Here is a 19,117-nt window from a genome sequence, read left to right on the forward strand (position 1 = left end):
TGAATCCTTTCTAAACGAGAGCCATGCCTTCGAAGCTGGAGAAACCGCGCGCGTTGCGCAGCCACAGTTCGACGGGAAAGTCGCGGATATAGCCATGGCCGCCAAGGACCTGAACCGCGTTATCAGTAATTTTCAGACAGGCCTGCGCGGCATAGCGTTTGGCGAGAAAGCATTCTCGGGAGGCGTCTTCGCCGCTATCGAGTTTATGCGCGGCTTCCCAAAGAAGGAGTCGTGCAGCATCGACTTCGATCGCCATGTCGGCGAGCATGAAGGCCACGGCCTGCTTCTGTGCGATTGCGACGCCAAATGCCGTGCGATCCTTGGCATAGTCGAGCGCAAATTCGTACGCGCCTCGTGAGACACCAACGGCCAACGCGGCGAGTGCCAGACGAGCCTGATTCGTCATACGCTGCAAGTCAAAATTCGATCCCTCGCCCAGCTCGGCACTCAGAGGGACCTGAACATTTTCGAGGAGGACTTCATGAGTGGCCAGCGCCTTGATCCCCATGTTTTTCTCGCGTTCCCGAACGGTCACGCCGGGAGTATCGCGGTTGACCAGAAACGCGGCGACACGGCCACCAGCGTTCGCGGTAACCAGCAGGACGTCGGCGTCCGCGGCAAGGGGTACGAAACATTTTTCACCGTTGATGACCCACGACCCGTCTTCCTGGCGGGCTGTGGTGTCCGGGCATGCAGGGTCGAAGTCGAAGCGTGGTTCGACGACAGCCGCTGTAGCGGCGCGAAATTTTTCGCTGAACCCGGGAAGGTATTGCGCCTGCTGGGCATCGGTGCCGCCGTCGATCAAGGGGTAGGCCACGAGACGAGGGCTGAGCAGGTGAAGTGCGATCGAAAGGTCTCCGCACGCGAGCTCTTCGGCAACGATACAGCCGGTGACGGCGGAGCGTTCTTCGCCGAACCCGCCGTGTTGCTCGGGGATTGCTGATTGGATCAATCCCAGCTCGAAGCCCTTTTGCACAACGGCGTCGGGGATTGAACCGTTTTCATCGCAGTCTCGTGCAATCGGGCGAATTTGCTCGCTGGCAAAGCTTGAGACAGTTTCGCGGATGAGCTCTTGCTCTTCCGTCAGTCCGAGGTCGAACATTTTAGGAACCTCCCTTATGGCTCGCGGCTTTCACGCCCGAAGTGGGGCGCAACCAGGCGAGCTGCTGGTCGACCAGCGTGGCGAGAGCTCGATCCAGATCGAAGTTCTCGCGGTCCTGGTAAAATTGAACTTCTGCACCGAGGATGCTGCCGACCATCAGTTCGGCGCCGGCTTGTGCATCGCAGTCGTCGCGAAACGTGCCAGCCTCCTGACCGGTGCGGATCAGGTACTTCAGAAAGCTGCGGAAGCGCCGCAGCATTGCTTCGAACTCTTGAGATAGTTCGTCGTTGGTATCGATGGCTTCGACCATCATGGTGAGGATAAATTGTCGCTGGCTATCGGTCTGCGCATTGCTTGCGCAGAGGGCGGCCACCTGACGAAGCGCGTCGGCTGGGTCGTCGGCCGGGTCGATGCGATCGGCGACAGAAGTCTCGAAGTCCTGAATCCGCTCCTTGACGGCGGCAAACAGGAGTTCGTCCTTGTCGCGAAAATGATAATAGAGCGCCCCCTTGGTGACGCCGGCTGCGCGCGCAATTCGATCGATCGATGTGCCCGCGAAACCGTACCGGGCAAAGCAGTCGATGGCGGTGCGTAGAAGCCCCTCCTTTCCGGGTACATTCCGGCGAGAGACGGTGGCGGCCGTGGACATACTAAACGTTTAGTACCCGGCGTGATCGACCGCAACCGGCTAAGGCTACCAAGGGATCGGTCGATAATTCCTCTGATGAATGATCAGGGATCCATGACAGGCACCGCTCCGGCGGTGGAGCAGGATAAGCGTGCGGACGTTTCGCCGCAGACGTCGACAGCCAAGGTTCTCCGTCCAGATCGTCTCGGGCCGGAAATCGAAGGTTTTCGGGCTTCTTTGGCGGAAATGGTCATTGGCCAGGAGCCAGCGGTCGAGGCCGTAACGCAAGCCTTCCAGATTTATCGGGCGGGTTTGGCAAGCTCGGAGCGACCCTTGGGATCGTTTCTCTTTCTGGGACCTACCGGCACAGGCAAGACCAATCTGGTGGAGTCGATCGTGGAAACTTGCTTCGGAGATCGCAAAGCGATGCTCAAGATTGATTGTGCCGAGTTCAGCCACAGTCACGAAGTCGCCCGACTGATCGGCTCACCGCCGGGGTATCTGGGGCATCAGGAGACGAACCCCTACCTTTCGACGGCGAATATTACCCGGAATCAGACGCCGGAATGTCCGTTTACGGTGATCCTTTTTGATGAGATCGAAAAGGCGAACGATTCTCTCTGGCAATTGCTCCTGGGCATTCTCGACAAGGGTCGTCTGACGCTTGGAACCAACAAGGAAGTCGACCTCTCGCGATGTTTCATTTTCCTGACCAGCAATATTGGTAGTCGTTCGGTCAGCGATATTCTGGCACCCGGAATGGGTTTCGTGAGCGAGGCCAAAGAGCCGGATGAAAAGATTCACCAAAGAATCGAGGATGCGGTTCTTTGGAGCGCGAAGCGGACCTTCGCACCGGAGTTCCTGAACCGTCTTGATCATAAAGTGGTCTTTCAGAGACTGACGACTCCCGAAATGCGGAAGATTCTCGATCTGGAACTCTGCAAGATCGAGAACCGGCTGGGCCAACGCGGTGAAGCGATCCAGTTCATATACTCGGATCGGGCGATCGACCGTTTGATGGAAGCGGGCACGGACCCCGAATTGGGGGCGCGACCGATGAAGCGAATCCTCGAACAGCACCTCGTGTTTCCGCTCGCCCGACTTTATGCCTCAGAGCAGCTTCTCGGCGGAGAGACGGTTTGTGTTGATTGGCCGGAAGGCGGCGAAGAAATCGAGTTTTCGCTAGCGGAACCGACGAGAGCGACTGGTTGATCCCGGCTCGATCGATCGAAGGGCACGGCCGGCGTCCAGAATTCCCGCTCCGCAAGAATGAGGTCCGAAGTTCGTGCACGCAGCGACTGCGTCTGCAGGGAAGTCACGGGCCGAGAGAGTTAATACGTTGAAAAGCTCTCCGGGTTCCAGGTCGGGGCTTGCCGCCAGAATTAACGCTGCAACGCCGCTCACATGGGGCGCCGCCATACTGGTTCCCAGTTTGTATCCGTAATGATCCTTCATCGGGCGAGTGACGCCCTCATTGATTGTGGAAAGGATCGCATTCTCTGGCGCTCCGCCGGCGCTTCCGCCGGGCGCGGCGAGATGAACCCGTCCGTAGTTGGAGTATGCTGATCGAGCGCCGCGTCGGTTGGTCGCATAGACCGAGAGGACGCCGGAACAATTCGCCGGATAGTATTGCTCGGCTGACGTCGCGTGGTTTCCGGCGGCAGCAACGACCAAGGCGCCGGCTGCCAGCGCGTCACTGATCGCATCCTGAACGTAGGGTGGGCACGCTCCGGCGAAGCCGATGCTGAGATTGATGATATCCGCCGGGTAAGGGTTGGCAGGGAGACTTTCATGCGAGGGTACCGTGCCGGCGGCCCAGCGAATGCCGTCTGCCAGATCGATTGGGTCAATCCCACATTTGCCACCGATTCGTATGGGAAGCAGCCTTGCCGACCAGTCCACACCTGTGATTCCGAGCTGATTATCGGCTGCAGCGCCGATCGTTCCGGCGACATGAGTGCCGTGCCAACTCGAAGGGGAGGGCGGGGCTCCGGGAGCACACTCGGCATTTCGCGCGGCGTCTCCGGGGTCGGCGGCATCGGGGTCGCGACCGTCATAGTCGCCCGACCGCCAGACATCACTCACGAAGTCGTACCCCGGCAAAACGCGCGACTTCAGGTCGGGGTGTTGGGCGCGCAAGCCGGAGTCCAGAACGGCGACGGTGATATCAGACGATCCAGTCGTGATTTCCCATGCTTGAGGCGCTTGAATTCCGGCGACAGGATCATGCAGCGGCCATTGGTCGGCGTAGAGCGGATCGTCGGGATCGTTTTGAAATCGGCCCCGAACAGCGGGCACGACCCAACTCACGGAATCGTCAGCCCCGATTCGTTCGGCGATTGCCTGGACGGAAGCAACGGGCATCCGCTGGAAGAGTCGGATCACCCAGGCACCTCCCGACATCGGTCGTTCGATATAGAGAGGAACCCCGGCTCGACGGATCAGAGATTTTTTATCTTGAGCGGGGAAGTCGTTGTTGCGGTCGGAAAGGTCCCGCAGTCGGGGGCTTCGGAAGAGGATGACCAGCCTGTCGAGAGTCTGGCTGCCCTCGGTTGTCGGGTCGTAAATGGATGGTGGTGGCCGGTCGACGTACAAGACGTCCGGGTGCGCGCGGAGTCTGGTCAGAATCGTTTCGCGTGTCGGTCCATCGTCGGCGCTCTCGGGAAGGTGGATCAGGTGAGAGCCATCGCGTTGTATCGGACCGGCGACGAGTCTGACGCCGGCGGTCGTCTGGAGAGCTTCCAGCTGCTCGGGGTCAAGTGCGATCCGTCGCAGGTCGGCGTCGCGATGGGAATGGCCTCGCATCAGCAGAACAATGCTGTCTTCGTCTGCGGCAGAAGCTGGCGCGGCGCAAAGAAGGAAGCACAAAAAGAAAAGGATCCACACAAGTGAATCCTTCCTCTTCCGGCGCTGCTTGTCGAGTTGGCTTTTTCGAAGCCGCGATCAGTTTGCGGAAATACCCGCCACGCTTGCGCGGTTTTGGGCCCTTCTCAGCGAGGCCAGGCAGTCATCGTGCTCCGGTGTTCCCGGAAGCAATTCTTCGATTCCTTCCAGAGCGGCTTCCTCGGCGACCCGGGCGCGGTCGACATCAATATCGTCGCGACGCTCGGCTGCATCGGCGAGAACGGTTATGGAATCGTCCAGAACTTCGGTGAGCCCGCCGGAAATCGCCACAAAATCATCCTTGCCCTCGGCACGATAGCGCAGGACGCCGACGTCGAGCGAGGTGAGGAAAGTAATATGTTGCGGAAGAATGCCGAATTCCCCATTGGTGCCCGGCGCATAGACCTCCTCGACTTCCTGATCGAGAACGGCCCTGTCCGGTGTGACGATCTGCAAACGCATGATGATTTCCGGTTACCCTTCGGTGAGAGTTTTTGCCTTCTCGATGGCTTCTTCGATGGTACCAACCATGTAGAAGGCCTGTTCGGGGATATCGTCGTACTTGCCCGAGCAGAGCTCCTTGAAGCCGGAGATGGTATCGGCCAGCTTGACGTATTTGCCACCGAAGCCAGTGAAGCTTTCCGCGACAAAGAAGGGCTGGGAAAGAAAACGCTCGACCTTGCGAGCACGAGAAACGACAAGCTTGTCTTCCTCGGAGAGCTCGTCCATTCCCAAAATGGCGATGATGTCCTGGAGATCCTTGTAACGCTGCAGGATTTCCTGAACATCACGTGCGACCTGATAGTGCTCTTCGCCGAGAATATTGGGGTCGAGAATTCGTGAGGTGGAATCGAGAGGATCGACGGCCGGATAAATTCCACGCTCGGAGATGGCACGCGAGAGAACGGTTGTTGCGTCGAGGTGAGCGAAAGTGGTCGCCGGCGCCGGGTCGGTCAGATCATCGGCGGGGACGTAAATCGCCTGCACGGAAGTGATCGAGCCTTTACGGGTCGTGGTGATTCGTTCCTGCAGTTCACCCAAATCGGTGGCGAGAGTCGGCTGGTAGCCGACGGCGCTGGGCATGCGACCGAGCAGGGCCGATACCTCGGAGTTGGCCTGGGTGAAACGGAAGATATTATCAATGAAGAGAAGTACGTCCTTGCCTTCTTCGTCACGGAAATGCTCGGCCACGGTGAGGGCCGAGAGTGCGACACGGGCGCGAGCACCCGGAGGCTCGTTCATCTGGCCGTAGACCAAAGCGGTTCGGTCGATGACTCCGGACTCCTTCATCTCCAGCCAGAGGTCGTTACCTTCGCGAGTTCTTTCGCCGACGCCGCCAAACACGGAGTAACCACCGTGTTGCTTGGCAACGTTGTTGATGAGCTCCATGATCAGAACGGTCTTGCCGACTCCAGCGCCACCAAACAATCCGATCTTTCCGCCTCGTGAGTAAGGTGCGAGAAGGTCGACAACCTTGATGCCGGTTTCAAAAGCCTGCACCTCGGTGGCCTGATCGATGAACTCGGGGGCGGGTTGGTGAATGTCGCGGTGGATGGTTGCCGCGACAGGGCCAGCCTCGTCCACGGGCTTTCCGAGGACGTTCAGAATGCGACCGAGGGTACCCTCGCCTACGGGAACCGAAATCCCCGAGCCGGTATCCTTGGCCTCAATGCCTCGAGTCAGACCTTCCGTCTCGTCCATCGCAATGCAGCGGACGGTGCGTTCGCCCAAATGCTGTGCGACTTCGACAATGAGGTTCCCCTCTTCATCACCGAGAGCCGGGTTGGTAATGGCCAGAGCGTTGAAGATTTGGGGCAAGGTGCCCTCGGGGAACTCAACGTCCACCACGGGACCGACGACCTGTGTAATGCGACCAATGTTGTTCGACATTTGTTTTTCCTGATTCCTAACCGTTTAGAGCCTCGGCTCCGCTGATGATCTCCATGAGTTCGGTTGTGATCTGCGCCTGACGCGCACGGTTCATTTCCAGAGTGAGCCGTTCGATCACTTCCGAGGCGTTTCGGGTGGCCGAGTCCATCGCCGTCATTCTCGCGGCGAGTTCACTGGCACCCGCTTCGAGGAGTGCGTGGAGAACACGCACTTCAATCAAGCGGGGGAGAAGAGTTGCGATGATTTCCAGAGGGTTGGGTTCGAAGATGTAATCGTGTCCACTCTGTGAACCGGGTTCGTCTTCTGCTGCAGCCCGCAAGGGAAGAAGTTCTTCCACTGCAGGTGTTTGGGTCATCGTCGATTTAAAAGCTGAGTAGACAATGCGGACATCGTCTATCTCGCCTTCGAGAAACATTCGTTGTGCTTGCCGGGCGATATCGCGAGCGACGGTCGGTGCGTCCTGGACGGCGGGCATCCCCACGGACTCGCGAGCCGTCACCCCGGTATTCTTCAATGCGTCCACACCTTTGCGGCCCACCACATAGTACGAGAGCTCTTCCTCTCGGGTTGCGGTGAACTTTTCCAGATCGCGAAACAAGTTGGCGTTGTAGCCGCCGCATAAACCGCGGTCGCTCGTCACAAAAATGATCATCAGCCGCTTGCTCTGCTCGGGAAGCTGCATCAAGGGATGCTGGGTCTCTCCCGCTGCCCGACCGAGAAGGTGGTGCACCATCCCCTCCAACTTTTCCCCGTAGGGTCGGGAAGAGAGAGCGGCAGCCTGAGCGCGACGCAGCTTGGCCGCCGCAACCATCTTCATGGCCTTGGTGATCTTCTGCGTGTTCTTGACCGTAGCTACGCGCTTACGGATGGCCTTCAGATTCGCCATTTATTTCACGAAAACGTTCTTGAAGTCAGCGATGACTTTTTCGAGGCGACCCTCGAGCGCATCATCGAGTTTGCTCTGTTCCCGAATATCATTCAGGAGCGACTCGTCCTTGGTCTCCGTGTAGGCGTAGAGCTCGCTTTCGAATGCAGCCAGATCCGATTCGTTGATATCATCGAGGAAACCGCCGTTGGCGGCGAAGATGATCATGATCTGTTTCTCGACCGGGAGAGGCTCGTATTGCTTTTGCTTCAGGATCTCGATCAGTCGGCTACCACGCACCAATTGTTGCTGCGTGGCTGCGTCGAGATCGGATCCGAATTGCGCAAAGGATTCCAACTCACGAAACTGGGCCAGATCGAGTCGCAGGGAGCCGGCGACTTGCCGCATACCCTTCACCTGCGCCGAACCACCGACGCGAGAAACCGAGATACCCGGGTTCACAGCGGGTCGCACGCCTGAGTTGAAGAGATCAGTTTCGAGGAAGATCTGACCATCGGTGATCGAAATCACGTTGGTCGGGATATAGGCAGCGACATCACCTTCCTGGGTTTCAATAATCGGAAGAGCTGTCAGCGAGCCACCGCCCTCGGCGTCGGACATTTTGGCGGCGCGTTCGAGGAGACGGGAGTGAAGATAGAACACATCTCCCGGGTAGGCTTCGCGGCCCGGAGGACGTCGGAGCAGAAGGGAGAGCTGGCGGTAGGCAACGGCCTGCTTGGAGAGATCATCGTAAATGACCAGTGCGTGCTGACCATTGTCTCGGAAGTATTCGCCCATCGTGCATCCCGTATAGGGTGCGATGAACTGAAGTGGTGCTGACTCCGAGGCGGTGGCGGCGACAACGATGGTGTACTCCATCGCGCCTTCTTTGGTCAGACGGTCCACAACCTGCGCTACGGTGGACCGTTTCTGGCCGACAGCAACGTAGATACAGGTAACGTCTCCACCCTTCTGGTTCAGAATGGTGTCGATCGCGACAGCGGTCTTGCCGGTCTGGCGATCGCCAATGATCAGCTCGCGCTGGCCCCGACCGATGGGAATCAAGGCATCGATTGCCTTCAAGCCGGTCTGCATGGGCTCGGTTACAGGCTGGCGCTTGACGATGCCTGGCGCCTTGATTTCAATTCGGCGATTCTGGCCCGAAGAGATCTCGCCCTTGCCATCGATGGGTTGACCGAGAGCATTGACCACACGGCCACGCAGCTCCGGACCGACGGGTACCTCGGCAATGCGGCCGGTTCGTTTGACTTCATTGCCCTCCCCGACTTCGTGAGCTTCTCCAAAGAGAGCGGCACCGACGTTGTCTTCGTCAAGGTTCAGAACCATGCCGTAGATATTGTTGGGGAATTCCAGCAGCTCACCCACAGCTGCGCGTTCGAGCCCGTAAATACGAGCAATGCCGTCACCGGTCGAGAGAACGGTTCCGGTTTCCCGCACTTCGAGGGACTTTCCGTATTCCTCAAGCTGCTGGCGGAGGATGTCGCTGATTTCTGCGGCGCGAATCGCCATCTCGTGATTCTCCTTAACTTGTCCTGAATTCAGGCTTCCCGGCAAATTGCTCCGGGACCCCATGCATTTGGTTCAGCTGGCGCCCTCTCCTCGGGTGAGGGCACGTGCGAGCTCGACAAGCTGCGTGCGTACGCTGCCGTCATAGACTCGACCTTCGATTTCTACCGTAAGTCCGCCGACCAGGGATGCATCGGTTTCGGTGTTGAGGAGGACCTCCAGGCCGTGTGCCTTGGAGAGTCCGGAACGAATTTCTTCTGTACTCGCATCGGGAAGCGGGCGAGCGGTTCGAAGCTCACCGCGGACGCGACCGAGCTCCTTGTCGACAAGGTCTCGATAGGAACGATCGATGCCGACAATTTCATTGATGCGATGGTTCGCGACCAGCAGGGCGAGAAAATTTTGCGTCAGTTCCGAGAGCTTCAGGGAAGCAGAGAGCTCGGCGAGAAGTTTGTCTCGGGCATCGGCGGCGATAATCGGGGATGCGAGAGCCGCTCCGAGTTCCGGATCCTGAAGCCATTCAGAGGCGGACGCGAGTTCTCCGGCGACTTCCTCGAGGCGATTCGCGCTCCGGGCTGCCCCGGCCAGTGCGCGCGCATAGCGCTTGTCGAGAGCACCATTCATGATCCGGCCTCCGTGTCCTTCAGGAATTCGCCAACGAAGCGCTTCTGGTCGTCGTCGGACATTTCGCGGGTCACGATTTCGCCGGCAACCTTGGTGATGAGATGCGCGCTTTCTTCTTGCAGGGATCGCTTTGCTCGCGCGACCTCCTGGTCGGCCAGGAGGCGGGCATCCTTCCGCAGGCGATCTGCCGTTGCCTCTGCGTGAGCGAGAGCCTTGGCTGCCTCGCGTCGGGCGATTTCCAGAAGCTCCTCACGGGCCTTGGCTGCTTCGGTCTCGAGTGAGGCCATCTTGCTTTCGAAGTCGGCCTTCAAGGCTTCGGCCTCGCTCTTGGCGGTTGCTGCTGCTTCCAGCGCCTGAATCGTTTCCAGGCGGCGGGTCTGCAGGTACTCGACAACGAAGGGCCAGGCGAACTTCCAGAGAATGAGTACGAAGATCCCGAAGTTGGCGAAGCCCCAAAGGGTCATCGACCAGCTGGCTTCGTGGCCCCCGCCCCCACCGGCAGCGCCTGCCGACGAGACCCAACTCGAGTCCAGGCTGGCCTGAAGGGCAAGGAATCCTGCGATCAGCTTTTTCATGCGCTCACCTGACGTCCGAGGATCTTGTTTGCGGCGACTTTGGCGAGGTCGTTTGATTGTGAATTCAGGGAGTTGCGCGCTTCGTCGGTCTCGGACGCGATCTCGGCGCGAATGGATTCCAGAGTTTGCAGGGCATCCTTGCGAGCAGCATCGAGCATTTGCCGTTCCGAGGCTTCGGCTTCGCGACGGATCTGATCTCCGCCACTGGCGCCAGCGAGTCGAGCATCATTCAATGATTTCTCGAAGGCCTCTCCCATCGCCGTGACCTCGTCGCGCATGGCGAGAGCTTCGGCCTGCGCGCCGCTGGTCTTTTCGGCCCGGCGGGCAAGGACTTCAAGCGTCGGGCGGAGAATCAGCGGAATCATGATCCAGGCGAAGGCGAAGAAGACTACGATTTCGACGTAGAACCCAAGCTTTGGGGGTAGTTCGAGCATTTCTTCGGTTGCCTCCTGTCGCTTCCTGAACCGGGAGCCCTAGCTCTGTCCCTTGGCGCGCGCGGTTTCTGTCGCGGCGGGTTTGTCGTCGCCTGCGAGGAGAGTGACCTTCTTGCCACGTTCCTCGGCGGCACCCATCGAGCAATGTCCCTCGAACACGACACCTTCTTCGATAACCACACTGGGGGTGATCACGTTTCCGAAAAGCTTCCCGGGGGAGCGGATCTCGAGTTTCTTGGTGGCACGGATATCCCCGGTCACATTGCCGTGAATGACGACGTGGGTGGCCGAGATCTGGGCGTTTACAACCGCCGAGGCCCCGATCATCAGGGTGCCGTTGGCGATGATCTCACCCTCGACCTCCCCCTCGATGCGCGCCATTCCTTCAAACGAGAGCTTGCCGGAAATACGCGTGCCCTTGCCCAAAAGGGCGGTTTCGCGCCCTCCTCCGAGCTCGGATCTCTGTTCTGCCGCGCCTGTTCCTGCCATTCCGTCCCTCTCTCGACCCGAAGACTCCTGATTTTTCTGGGGAATTTGGTCCCCGCCGTTTCGAGAAGGCAATGCAGGATCGTTTTCTGCGTTGCTACGGTCCTTCTTGAAGAGAGCCATCGGGTTCCGTTTCCAGTTCGATATCTTTGGGTGTTGCTCTGGCCGGGAGCCTATCAAGCAACCTCCACGACGTTTAAAAGCCGCAGGAAGAGTGCTTTTCCCGACCCAAAGTTGGTACCAATCAGCAGAAGTGATGTCAAAAACCGTCCATGGTTATTAGGACTTCGCATACTGCCTTGGATTCAGGCGGGAAAAATCAGGTCAAGGGTTGGGAGCGGCGACCGGCGGCCAGCAGGATATCGCTCAAGCGGCCGAGGTCGTCATTCGAGAAAAACGCAATCTCGACCCGGCCTTTACCGGCATCGCCACGCAGTTGAATCCCGACTTTCGTGCCCAGGGTCCGGCTCAGATCCTCTTCGAGCCGGACGACGTCTGGGTCGCGCCGTTGGCTGGTTTTGGTTCCGCGGGCTGTTTTGGCTGCTTTCTCCGTGTCGCGGACCGAGAGGTTCCGGCGCAGAATTTCAGCTGTCAGTGATTCGCGGGCCTGCTCGCTTTCCAAAGCGAGGATCGCGCGCGCATGGCCGGCGCTGATTCGACCTGCAGTGATCTCGGTTTGGGTGCTCTCGGGCAGGTTCAGGAGCCGGAGAGTGTTGGCGATCGCCGAGCGACTCTTGCCGACCCGATCGGAAACCTCTTCCTGAGTCAGGGCGAATTCAGCGATCAGCGCACGGAAAGCTCGAGCCTCCTCGATCGGACCGAGGTCGGCACGCTGCACGTTCTCGACCAGAGCCACGACGAGGCTTTCCTCATCGGCGAACTCTCGCACGAGCGCCGGGATTTCGGTCTTCCCGGCACGCTGGCTTGCGCGCCATCGACGTTCACCCGCAATCAGCTCATAGGTGCCATTGGTGCCGGTCCGGACGAGAATTGGCTGCAGCACACCCTGTTCGCGGATGGATCGGGTGAGGTCCTCGAGGTGCTCTTCGGTAAAGAGTGTCCGTGGCTGCCTTGGGTTGGGTACGATCCGCTCAATGGAGATCGATCGCACTTGATCCTGAGGATCGCTTTCGGCGACCGTCGCAGGCGCTGTCGCCACCGCCGCGGCTGCACCCGAGGCCGTGGGGAGACCATCGGTCGAACCCCTTGTCCCTGCTGTCGGAATCAATGCTCCGATTCCCTTTCCTAAAGCCCTTCGCATGTTCGTACGCTCCGATGAAACTCAGTCAGTTCTATTTTTCTGTATTGACGTTGCCGGTGGCATTGCCGGCGGCGGCCGCAGCCACTGCCGTTCCTGTCTCGGTGCCTGTCTCGGTGCCTGTCTCGGTGCTTGTCTCGGTGCTCGCCTCGAGCGGCGCGGGTGAGGACTGGGGGTAGGCTTCAGCGACGGTCGCTTCTTTCGTGTCGATCGAGGGTGCGGGAGCCGCTGGAGTTGAGGGGGTCTCGGCCGCGGCTTCTGCGCTGCCTTCGAGACGTTTGATCAGTTCTTTCGCGATGGCTGCGTAGGCCTGCGCACCTTTGGAGGATGGGTCGTAGAGCAGAGCGGGCAAGCCGTGACTGGGGCTTTCGCTCAAGCGCACATTCCGAGGAACGACGGCGTCAAATACCTTGTCGGGGAAATGTGTCTTGACGTCGTCAGCGACCTGCCGGCAGAGGGTATTGCGACCATCGAACATGGTGAGAATCAGGCCGTCAATCGCGAGAGCTCCGTTCAGGTTGTCGCGAACAAGAGATACTGTCGAGAGAAGCGAGCTGAGTCCCTCGAGGGCGTAATATTCGCACTGCAGAGGGATCAGCAGGGAGTCGCAGGCGGTGAGCGCGTTCAGAGTCACCAAGCCGAGCGAAGGTGGGCAATCCATGATGATGAAATCGTAGCGATAACGAAGGGTTGCGAGAGCATCGCGGAGACGACTCTCGCGATTTTCCAATTGCACGAGCTCAATCTCTGCTCCGATGAGGTCCTGGCTGGCACCGATGACCTGCAGCTTTGGCAGCATGGTGCGGCGCAGCGCCCGGTCGGCCGTCGAATTGCCCAGAAGAACGTCATAGGTAGAAGCCTCAGTACTTGTAAGGCGAATCCCTAATCCGCTGGTGCCGCTGCACTGCGGGTCCATATCGATCATCAGCGTTGAACGATTGTTCATCGCGAGTCCGGCGCTGAGGTTTACGGCCGTGGTCGTTTTCCCCACGCCGCCCTTCTGGTTTACGATCGCAATCACCCGTCCCATGAGACTTTTTCCTAACAGATGAATGCTCGCGGGTTAAACGTTGCCAGCGAAATAAGGGCGCTTTTTGCGTTTTAATCGTAAAATCGGGCGACATGTTTCACGTGAAACAATCGCCTATGCGGAATCCGGGAACCTTCGCCAAAACCGCAACTCATGTTCCCGGTCGCTTTCGGGCAGTACGTAACGAAACGGCGACAGATCCTCGAAATGCTCGAGCCCCGCTCGCAGTTCGACTTTCGGCGCGGATGCCGAGCAGAGGACCATGACCAGGCCTCCAGGGCGGAGGAGGGGCAGGCTGCCCTCGAGAAGATCGCCGACGTCCGAGAAGGTGGCGCGGGAGACGAGAACATCCACGTTCATCAAGCCGGCGGTCGCCTCAAGTCGGAGATTTTCCACGCGGACGTCGTCACGCTTCCATCGCCGTAAAACCGACCTGAGAAAATGCGCCCTGCGCTGGCGGGGCTCGACGAGCACCGTCTCCTCAGGACGAAGTGCTGCGGCCAGAGGCAGGCCCGGGAAACCCGCCCCGCTGCCGATATCCATCAAGCGACCGATCGAGCTGCCAAACCGCTCGCGTAGCGGCTCGACAGCCAAAAGACTGTCGAGGAAGTGGCGGCGCAGCCATTCATCTCGAGTCCCCTCGCCCACCAGATTCAGTCGCGGTGCCCACAGCGAGAGCTCGTCGAGGTGATGTGAAAGCAGTGGAGCGATCTGGGTGAGGTCCGCGTTGAGGGATGCCGGAAGGTGCCGGGCGAGGAAATCCCGCTCTGAGAGCGAGAATCCTGAGTTTTCCGGCCTTGCAGCCTGCTTTTCGTCCAATTGTTTCACGTGAAACACTGGCCTGAGCCTCAGGCCCTCGAGCTCTGGCGCTTGAGGTGGATACCGAGAAGGTTTACGGCAGCCGGGGTCACGCCCGGGATCCGCAAGGCCTGGCCCAGCGTTTCCGGGCGAACTCGCTCAAGCTTTTCCTGGACTTCCGCTGACAGACCTTTGACGGCTGCGAAGTCTGTAGCCATCGGCAAGCGAGTCTTCTCGAGCCGGGCGCTCCGTTTGGCGACTAAAGTCTGCTGCCGCAGGTAGCCGGCGTATTTCAGGTCCAGCATCAGGGTGATATGACGATTGGCGTTGGGCGGAAGGCTGACACCAGCCAGCTCCAGCATCTCCCAATCGACGTGGGGCCGGCTCAGGAAATGGTCCGCCGGGACGGAATCCCGAAGCCTGTCGACCCCGTGACTGGCGAGAAGACGGTTCAAGGCCTCTCCCGTCCTGACCATTTTGCCGGCCAGGTACTGTCCGAGTTCCTCGGCCTCCCGTTCGTCCTCCTGGAATCCATTCCAGCGAGAATCGTCAAGAAGTCCAGCCTCGCGGCCCAGCTGACTCAGGCGATGTCGGGCATTGTCCTCCCGAAGGAGAAGTCGGTGCTCTGCCCGCGAGGTGAACATCCGGTAGGGTTCGCCTCCGACACCCTTGGTCACGAGATCGTCAATCAGGACCCCGATATAGGCCTGATCTCGACCCAGCCGGAAGGGTTCTCTACCGCGAAGGCGGGCAACCGCGTTCATGCCGGCCATCAGGCCCTGCGCTGCGGCCTCCTCGTAACCGGTCGTCCCATTGATCTGACCTGCCAGAAAGAGCCCCGGCATCCGACGAGTCTCGAGCGAGTGACCGAGCTCGAGCGGGTCGATATAATCATACTCGATCGCATAGCCCGGTCGGACAATCTCCGCGTTTTCGAGGCCCGCAATCGAGCGCACCATCGGGATCTGTACCTCGAGGGGAAGCGCTGTGGAAAGACCATTTGGATAGATCTCGAATGTGTCGAGGCCCTCGGGTTCGAGGAAGATTTGATGGCGATCTCGGTCGGCAAACCGGACGATCTTATCCTCGATGGACGGGCAGTAGCGCGGTCCTCGGCTTTGGATTCCACCACCGTAAATCGGCGAAGATTTTAAATTTTCCCTAATGATATTATGGGTTTGTGGGTTAGTATACGTGATATGGCAGGAGATTTGCGTCAGGGGAATCGAGCGCGAACCGAAGGAGAAGGGAACCGGCTTCGGGTCGCCGGGCTGTTCGGTCAACTGGGTGAAATCGATCGTGCGGGCATCCAGTCGCGGGCAAGTCCCTGTCTTCAGACGTCCGATCGGAAAGCCGAGTTCGGCAAGGTGCGCGCTCAGGCCCTGCGATGCTGTGTCGCCGGCCCGTCCGCCTGCCTCCTGATGGCTGCCGATATGCATCAGGCCTCGCATGAAAGTGCCTGTCGTCAAGATCGTGGCCGATGCCCGGTAGGAGTCGCCGTCGCGAGTTTCGACGCCTACCGTCGATCCGTTCTCGACCAGAAGCCTCTCCACCATCGCCTCGCGAACCACCAAATTGCCGGTATTCAGCACAACCTGGGTCATCTGGCGTCGGTAAGCCTCCTTGTCCGCCTGCGCTCGGCTGGCTCGGACCGCGGGCCCCTTCCGCGTGTTGAGGGTCCGAAACTGGATTCCCGAGGCGTCGATGGCGCGCGCCATTTCGCCACCAAGAGCATCGATTTCCTTGACCAGATGTCCCTTGCCCACCCCGCCGATTGCCGGGTTGCAGGACATCTGCCCGATATGATCGATATTCGAGGTCAGCAGCAGCGTTTGCGCACCCATGCGGGCCGCCGAAAGCGCAGCTTCAATTCCGGCATGGCCGGCACCAACCACAATTATATCTAGACTTTTCAATTATTTACGATCTTTTCTACTTGCCGATGCAGAACTTTTCGAAAATTCGGTCGAGAACATCCTCGGGCGAGGAGAGCCCCACCAGCGCGTCCAGAGCTGCAGTTGCGGTCTGGAGTTCGCAAGCAACCAGATCCAGCCCCTCGTCGTTCTCGAGCAGCAGGCTCGCGGCGATAACGGCTTTGCGGGCGTCTTTCAGGGCTGCCTGATGTCGCTCTCGGGTGACCAGCACTTCTTCGCTCTTGTCTTCTGTCTTCCACGATAGCATTTCGAGCGCCTTCTGGCACAGGCCTTCCAGGCCGATCCCCTCGGTCGCGGAGACCGTCACGACCGCGTGGCGCCCAAGCGCATCGCTTTCCCAGGCCAGCGGTTGATCGCATTTATTGCGTACGATCAGGAATTTTCTCTCGGGCAAACTGTCGAGAAGCGCCCGATCCTGGTCGGTCAGGGGGTTCGAACCGTCGGTCACAACAAGGAGGAGGTCGGCGGCGTCGATCTGGCTTCGGCTCCGCTCGACGCCCGCTTTTTCCAAAGCGTCGGTGGTTTCGCGCAGCCCTGCTGTATCCGAGAGCAAGGCCTGCAGATTGCCCAGCGCCAGTGGTTCTTCCAGATAATCTCTCGTTGTTCCGGCGACATTGCTGACCAGAGCCCGGCTGCGTCCCAAAAGCGCGTTCATCAGGGACGATTTCCCGACGTTCGGCTTCCCGACCAACGCCAATCGGACGCCGTCGCGAGCCAGGCGACCCCGGTTGAAACTCTCGGCCAGGCGCTGGAGCTCCCGGCTGACCGTCTCGAGTCCCAGTACGAGCTCTCGGGCCGTTGCGGCAGGAATCTCGTCATCGGGGAAGTCGAGGTGGGCTTCGAGCAGAGCGCGGTTATCCAGCAATGCATCCCTTTGTGCGAGGACTTTGCGGGATAGATTCCCCTCCAAAAGCTGCCAGGCAGCCTTCAGACCCGCTTCACTGGTCGCTTGAGCGAGATCGGCGACCGCCTCTGCCTGACAAAGGTCGAGACGCCCATTGAGGAAGGCTCGTTCGGTGAATTCGCCGGGTCGGGCTGCGCGAGCACCGGCGGAGAGCGCCGCGGCGAGTGCTCGCTGGCTAAGTAGCTGCCCTCCATGGCAGTGAATTTCCACAACATTTTCGCCAGTTGGGGACCGATCCGCATGCATGGGCAGGAACAGAACGTCGTCAATGGGGCTCCCATCGTCGGGAGACCGGAGAACCGCTCGACGTGCCCGGTGCGAAGCGCTGAAGTTTGGGGGAACCTCCTCGCGTCGCCCGCGGAGCATTGCGGCGGCGACTTCGAAGGACTCGCGTCCGCTCAGACGGAGAATCGCTATCGCGGCGGGGCCGGTGGCCGTGGCGATTGCCGCGATCGTATCTTCGGGATAGCCCGCCACCTGTTCTTTCCTGCCTCAGTCGTCCTCAGGTTTCCGGAGTTCGTAAATTCAGCCATTGCTGGCCAATCGTGAGGATATTTTGGGTCAGCCAATAGAGGGTCAGTCCCGCCGGGAAGTTGATGAACATGAAGGTGAATACGACTGGCATCAGCATCATGATCTTTTGCTGGGTGGGGTCCGCCGCGCTGGGGGTCATCTTCTGCTGGAGGAACATCGAAGCACCCAGCAGCAACGTCAGGACCGGGATCCCGTAGCCGGCAATCATCAACCTTTCGGGCGCAGCCAAGTCCGTGATCCAGAGGGCGAAGGGAGCGTGTCTTAATTCGATGGTGTTCTGTAGAAGCTGATAAAGTCCAAAGAAAACAGGCATTTGGAGAAGCATCGGGAGGCAGCCGCCGAGTGGATTGACCTTGTGGCGCTTGTAGAGCTCCATCGTCTCCTGAGAGAGCTTTTGTTGGTCGTCGGCGTAGCGTTCCTTGATTTTCTCCATCTCGGGCTGGAGTTTCTGCATTGCCTTCATCGAATCGAAACTCTTCTTGGAGAGAGGCCAGAAGACAGCTTTCACGAGGACGGTGAGTAGAATGATGTCCACGCCCCAGTTGCCGAAGATCCGATGCAGGAATTGCAGGATGTCCAGCAGCAGCAGGGAGATCGGACCGAACCAGCCGAGATTCAGGGCCTTTTCGTATTGATGGCCTGCGCCCTCGAGCAGAGATCGCTCTTTTGGCCCAAAATAGAGCGTGTAGCCGGTTTCGGTGGGACCGCTGGCGTTGCGGGTGGTCACAATTCCCGCTTGCAGAGCTTTCGCGCCTCGTCTTCGCAGACGCAGGGCATCGGCACGCTCAGGGGCCGCTGCCGTCAGAAAGTAATGATCTTCGAAACCGGCCCAGCCGATTGTGCCAGTGATGGTTTCGGGTTCCTCGAAGTCTTCGCGAGGCGTGGACTCCAGTTTTCCGTCGATAAGCGCGGAAACGCCTTCGTATACGGTGCCATCTTCCTTCGGCTTGGCGCCGCGGCTCAGGGTCAAGGCGACCGCTGGCGGAGAACCATCGGGGCCATCCTGCGCGAGGGATACAGGAAGGGCGCTACTGCCGGGGACCCGCGTTGTCAGATCAATCGTATAGAGTCCGGCGTGGAACGTGAATTCCTTCTCGATCGGTTGGCCGCCGATCGTGGCCCGCAGAACCAGACGTCCCGTTTCGCCCGGGTTCACCGAAACGGAATTCTGGCTGGCGTTATAAAGGGTCGTCTGGTCACTCCATACGCGAGCGCCGCGCAATTCGATCCCCAGCGGATTCTCGATTTCAGGAGCGGGAACAACGAGCTCCAATTCGGGGCTCTCGGCGGATGAGTCCTCGCGGAAGTTTTTCAGAACGAAGCTCTCGAGGCGTCCACCGCGGGTATTCAAGGTCGCACGATAGAGATCGGTCTCGACCTGAATGCGTCGGCCCTGGATTATCGGCGCTTTCGGCTCTTCCTGTGCGGTTCCCAGGGGCTGGATCGATTCCGGCGCCAGTGGTGCCGCTTCACTGACGGTGATGGGAAGATCCTCGGAAACCGTCTCGCCAGGGGTGACCGTCTGCTCGGCAACATCACCCACAGCGACGGGTGCCGGCATCTGTGGATTGATCACAAACTCCTGATAAACCAGAAGAATTGTGGCTGAAATGACAAAGAATAAAAGTGTGCGACGGTCCATGGT

Annotated in this window: 17 protein-coding genes and 1 pseudogene; 1 reads left to right on the plus strand and 17 read right to left on the minus strand. The window is 59.4% G+C overall.

Features of this window, described 5'->3' with window-relative positions; all coding sequences use genetic code 11:
- Nucleotides 1-10: 10 nt before the first annotated feature.
- Entirely contained in the window at nt 11-1,102 is a 1,092-nt protein-coding gene (locus P8K07_13185; protein ID MDG1959470.1) for an acyl-CoA dehydrogenase family protein, read from the minus strand.
- Between the two features lies 1 nt (nt 1,103).
- Nucleotides 1,104-1,751, minus strand: a complete 648-nt coding sequence (locus P8K07_13190) for a TetR/AcrR family transcriptional regulator (GenBank protein ID MDG1959471.1) — start codon at nt 1,749-1,751, stop codon at nt 1,104-1,106.
- 75 nt (nt 1,752-1,826) lie between these two features.
- Here P8K07_13190 and P8K07_13195 point away from each other — a divergent pair, with 75 nt between their 5' ends.
- Nucleotides 1,827-2,942, plus strand: coding sequence for an AAA family ATPase (locus P8K07_13195; protein ID MDG1959472.1), 1,116 nt, complete (start codon nt 1,827-1,829; stop codon nt 2,940-2,942).
- Here P8K07_13195 and P8K07_13200 read toward each other — a convergent pair.
- The 15 genes and pseudogenes from P8K07_13200 to yidC all read right to left on the minus strand — a co-directional run bounded on the left by P8K07_13200 (nt 2,913) and on the right by yidC (nt 19,114).
- A complete protein-coding gene (locus P8K07_13200; GenBank protein ID MDG1959473.1) occupies nt 2,913-4,616 on the minus strand; it encodes a S8 family serine peptidase in 1,704 nt (567 codons plus the stop codon). The two genes, P8K07_13195 and P8K07_13200, sit on opposite strands and share 30 nt — an antisense overlap.
- Nucleotides 4,617-4,673: 57 nt before the next feature.
- A complete protein-coding gene (locus P8K07_13205) occupies nt 4,674-5,075 on the minus strand; it encodes a F0F1 ATP synthase subunit epsilon (protein MDG1959474.1) in 402 nt (133 codons plus the stop codon).
- Between the two features lie 12 nt (nt 5,076-5,087).
- Nucleotides 5,088-6,503, minus strand: a complete 1,416-nt coding sequence (atpD, locus tag P8K07_13210) for a F0F1 ATP synthase subunit beta (GenBank protein ID MDG1959475.1) — start codon at nt 6,501-6,503, stop codon at nt 5,088-5,090.
- A gap of 16 nt (nt 6,504-6,519) precedes the next feature.
- Nucleotides 6,520-7,389, minus strand: coding sequence for an ATP synthase F1 subunit gamma (gene atpG / locus P8K07_13215; GenBank protein ID MDG1959476.1), 870 nt, complete (start codon nt 7,387-7,389; stop codon nt 6,520-6,522).
- Nucleotides 7,390-8,898 carry a F0F1 ATP synthase subunit alpha gene (atpA, locus tag P8K07_13220; protein MDG1959477.1) on the minus strand — a complete coding sequence of 503 codons (1,509 nt, stop codon included), beginning with the start codon at nt 8,896-8,898 and terminating at the stop codon, nt 7,390-7,392. It lies immediately after the preceding gene.
- A gap of 72 nt (nt 8,899-8,970) precedes the next feature.
- Entirely contained in the window at nt 8,971-9,519 is a 549-nt protein-coding gene (atpH, locus tag P8K07_13225; GenBank protein ID MDG1959478.1) for an ATP synthase F1 subunit delta, read from the minus strand.
- On the minus strand, nt 9,516-10,094 hold the full coding sequence (locus P8K07_13230; protein ID MDG1959479.1) for an ATP synthase F0 subunit B: 579 nt from the start codon (nt 10,092-10,094) through the stop codon (nt 9,516-9,518). The genes atpH and P8K07_13230 overlap by 4 nt, the downstream gene beginning before the upstream one ends.
- Entirely contained in the window at nt 10,091-10,528 is a 438-nt protein-coding gene (locus P8K07_13235) for an ATP synthase F0 subunit B (protein ID MDG1959480.1), read from the minus strand. The genes P8K07_13230 and P8K07_13235 overlap by 4 nt, the downstream gene beginning before the upstream one ends.
- Nucleotides 10,529-10,567: 39 nt before the next feature.
- Complete coding sequence (locus P8K07_13240) at nt 10,568-11,017, minus strand: polymer-forming cytoskeletal protein (protein MDG1959481.1); 450 nt, start codon at nt 11,015-11,017, stop codon at nt 10,568-10,570.
- A 316-nt stretch (nt 11,018-11,333) separates the two neighbouring features.
- Nucleotides 11,334-12,275, minus strand: a complete 942-nt coding sequence (locus P8K07_13245) for a ParB/RepB/Spo0J family partition protein (protein MDG1959482.1) — start codon at nt 12,273-12,275, stop codon at nt 11,334-11,336.
- Between the two features lie 259 nt (nt 12,276-12,534).
- Nucleotides 12,535-13,302 (minus strand): annotated as a pseudogene (locus tag P8K07_13250) (ParA family protein).
- A 114-nt stretch (nt 13,303-13,416) separates the two neighbouring features.
- A complete protein-coding gene (locus tag P8K07_13255) occupies nt 13,417-14,130 on the minus strand; it encodes a class I SAM-dependent methyltransferase (GenBank protein ID MDG1959483.1) in 714 nt (237 codons plus the stop codon).
- 20 nt (nt 14,131-14,150) lie between these two features.
- Nucleotides 14,151-16,016 carry a tRNA uridine-5-carboxymethylaminomethyl(34) synthesis enzyme MnmG gene (mnmG, locus tag P8K07_13260; protein MDG1959484.1) on the minus strand — a complete coding sequence of 622 codons (1,866 nt, stop codon included), beginning with the start codon at nt 16,014-16,016 and terminating at the stop codon, nt 14,151-14,153.
- A 16-nt stretch (nt 16,017-16,032) separates the two neighbouring features.
- Nucleotides 16,033-17,415, minus strand: coding sequence for a tRNA uridine-5-carboxymethylaminomethyl(34) synthesis GTPase MnmE (gene mnmE, locus P8K07_13265; protein ID MDG1959485.1), 1,383 nt, complete (start codon nt 17,413-17,415; stop codon nt 16,033-16,035).
- Nucleotides 17,416-17,440: 25 nt separating this feature from the next.
- Entirely contained in the window at nt 17,441-19,114 is a 1,674-nt protein-coding gene (gene yidC / locus P8K07_13270) for a membrane protein insertase YidC (protein ID MDG1959486.1), read from the minus strand.
- Nucleotides 19,115-19,117: the final 3 nt, after the last annotated feature.

The sequence above is a fragment of the Candidatus Binatia bacterium genome (assembly GCA_029248525.1).
Lineage (GTDB): Bacteria > Desulfobacterota > Binatia > UBA12015 > UBA12015 > UBA12015.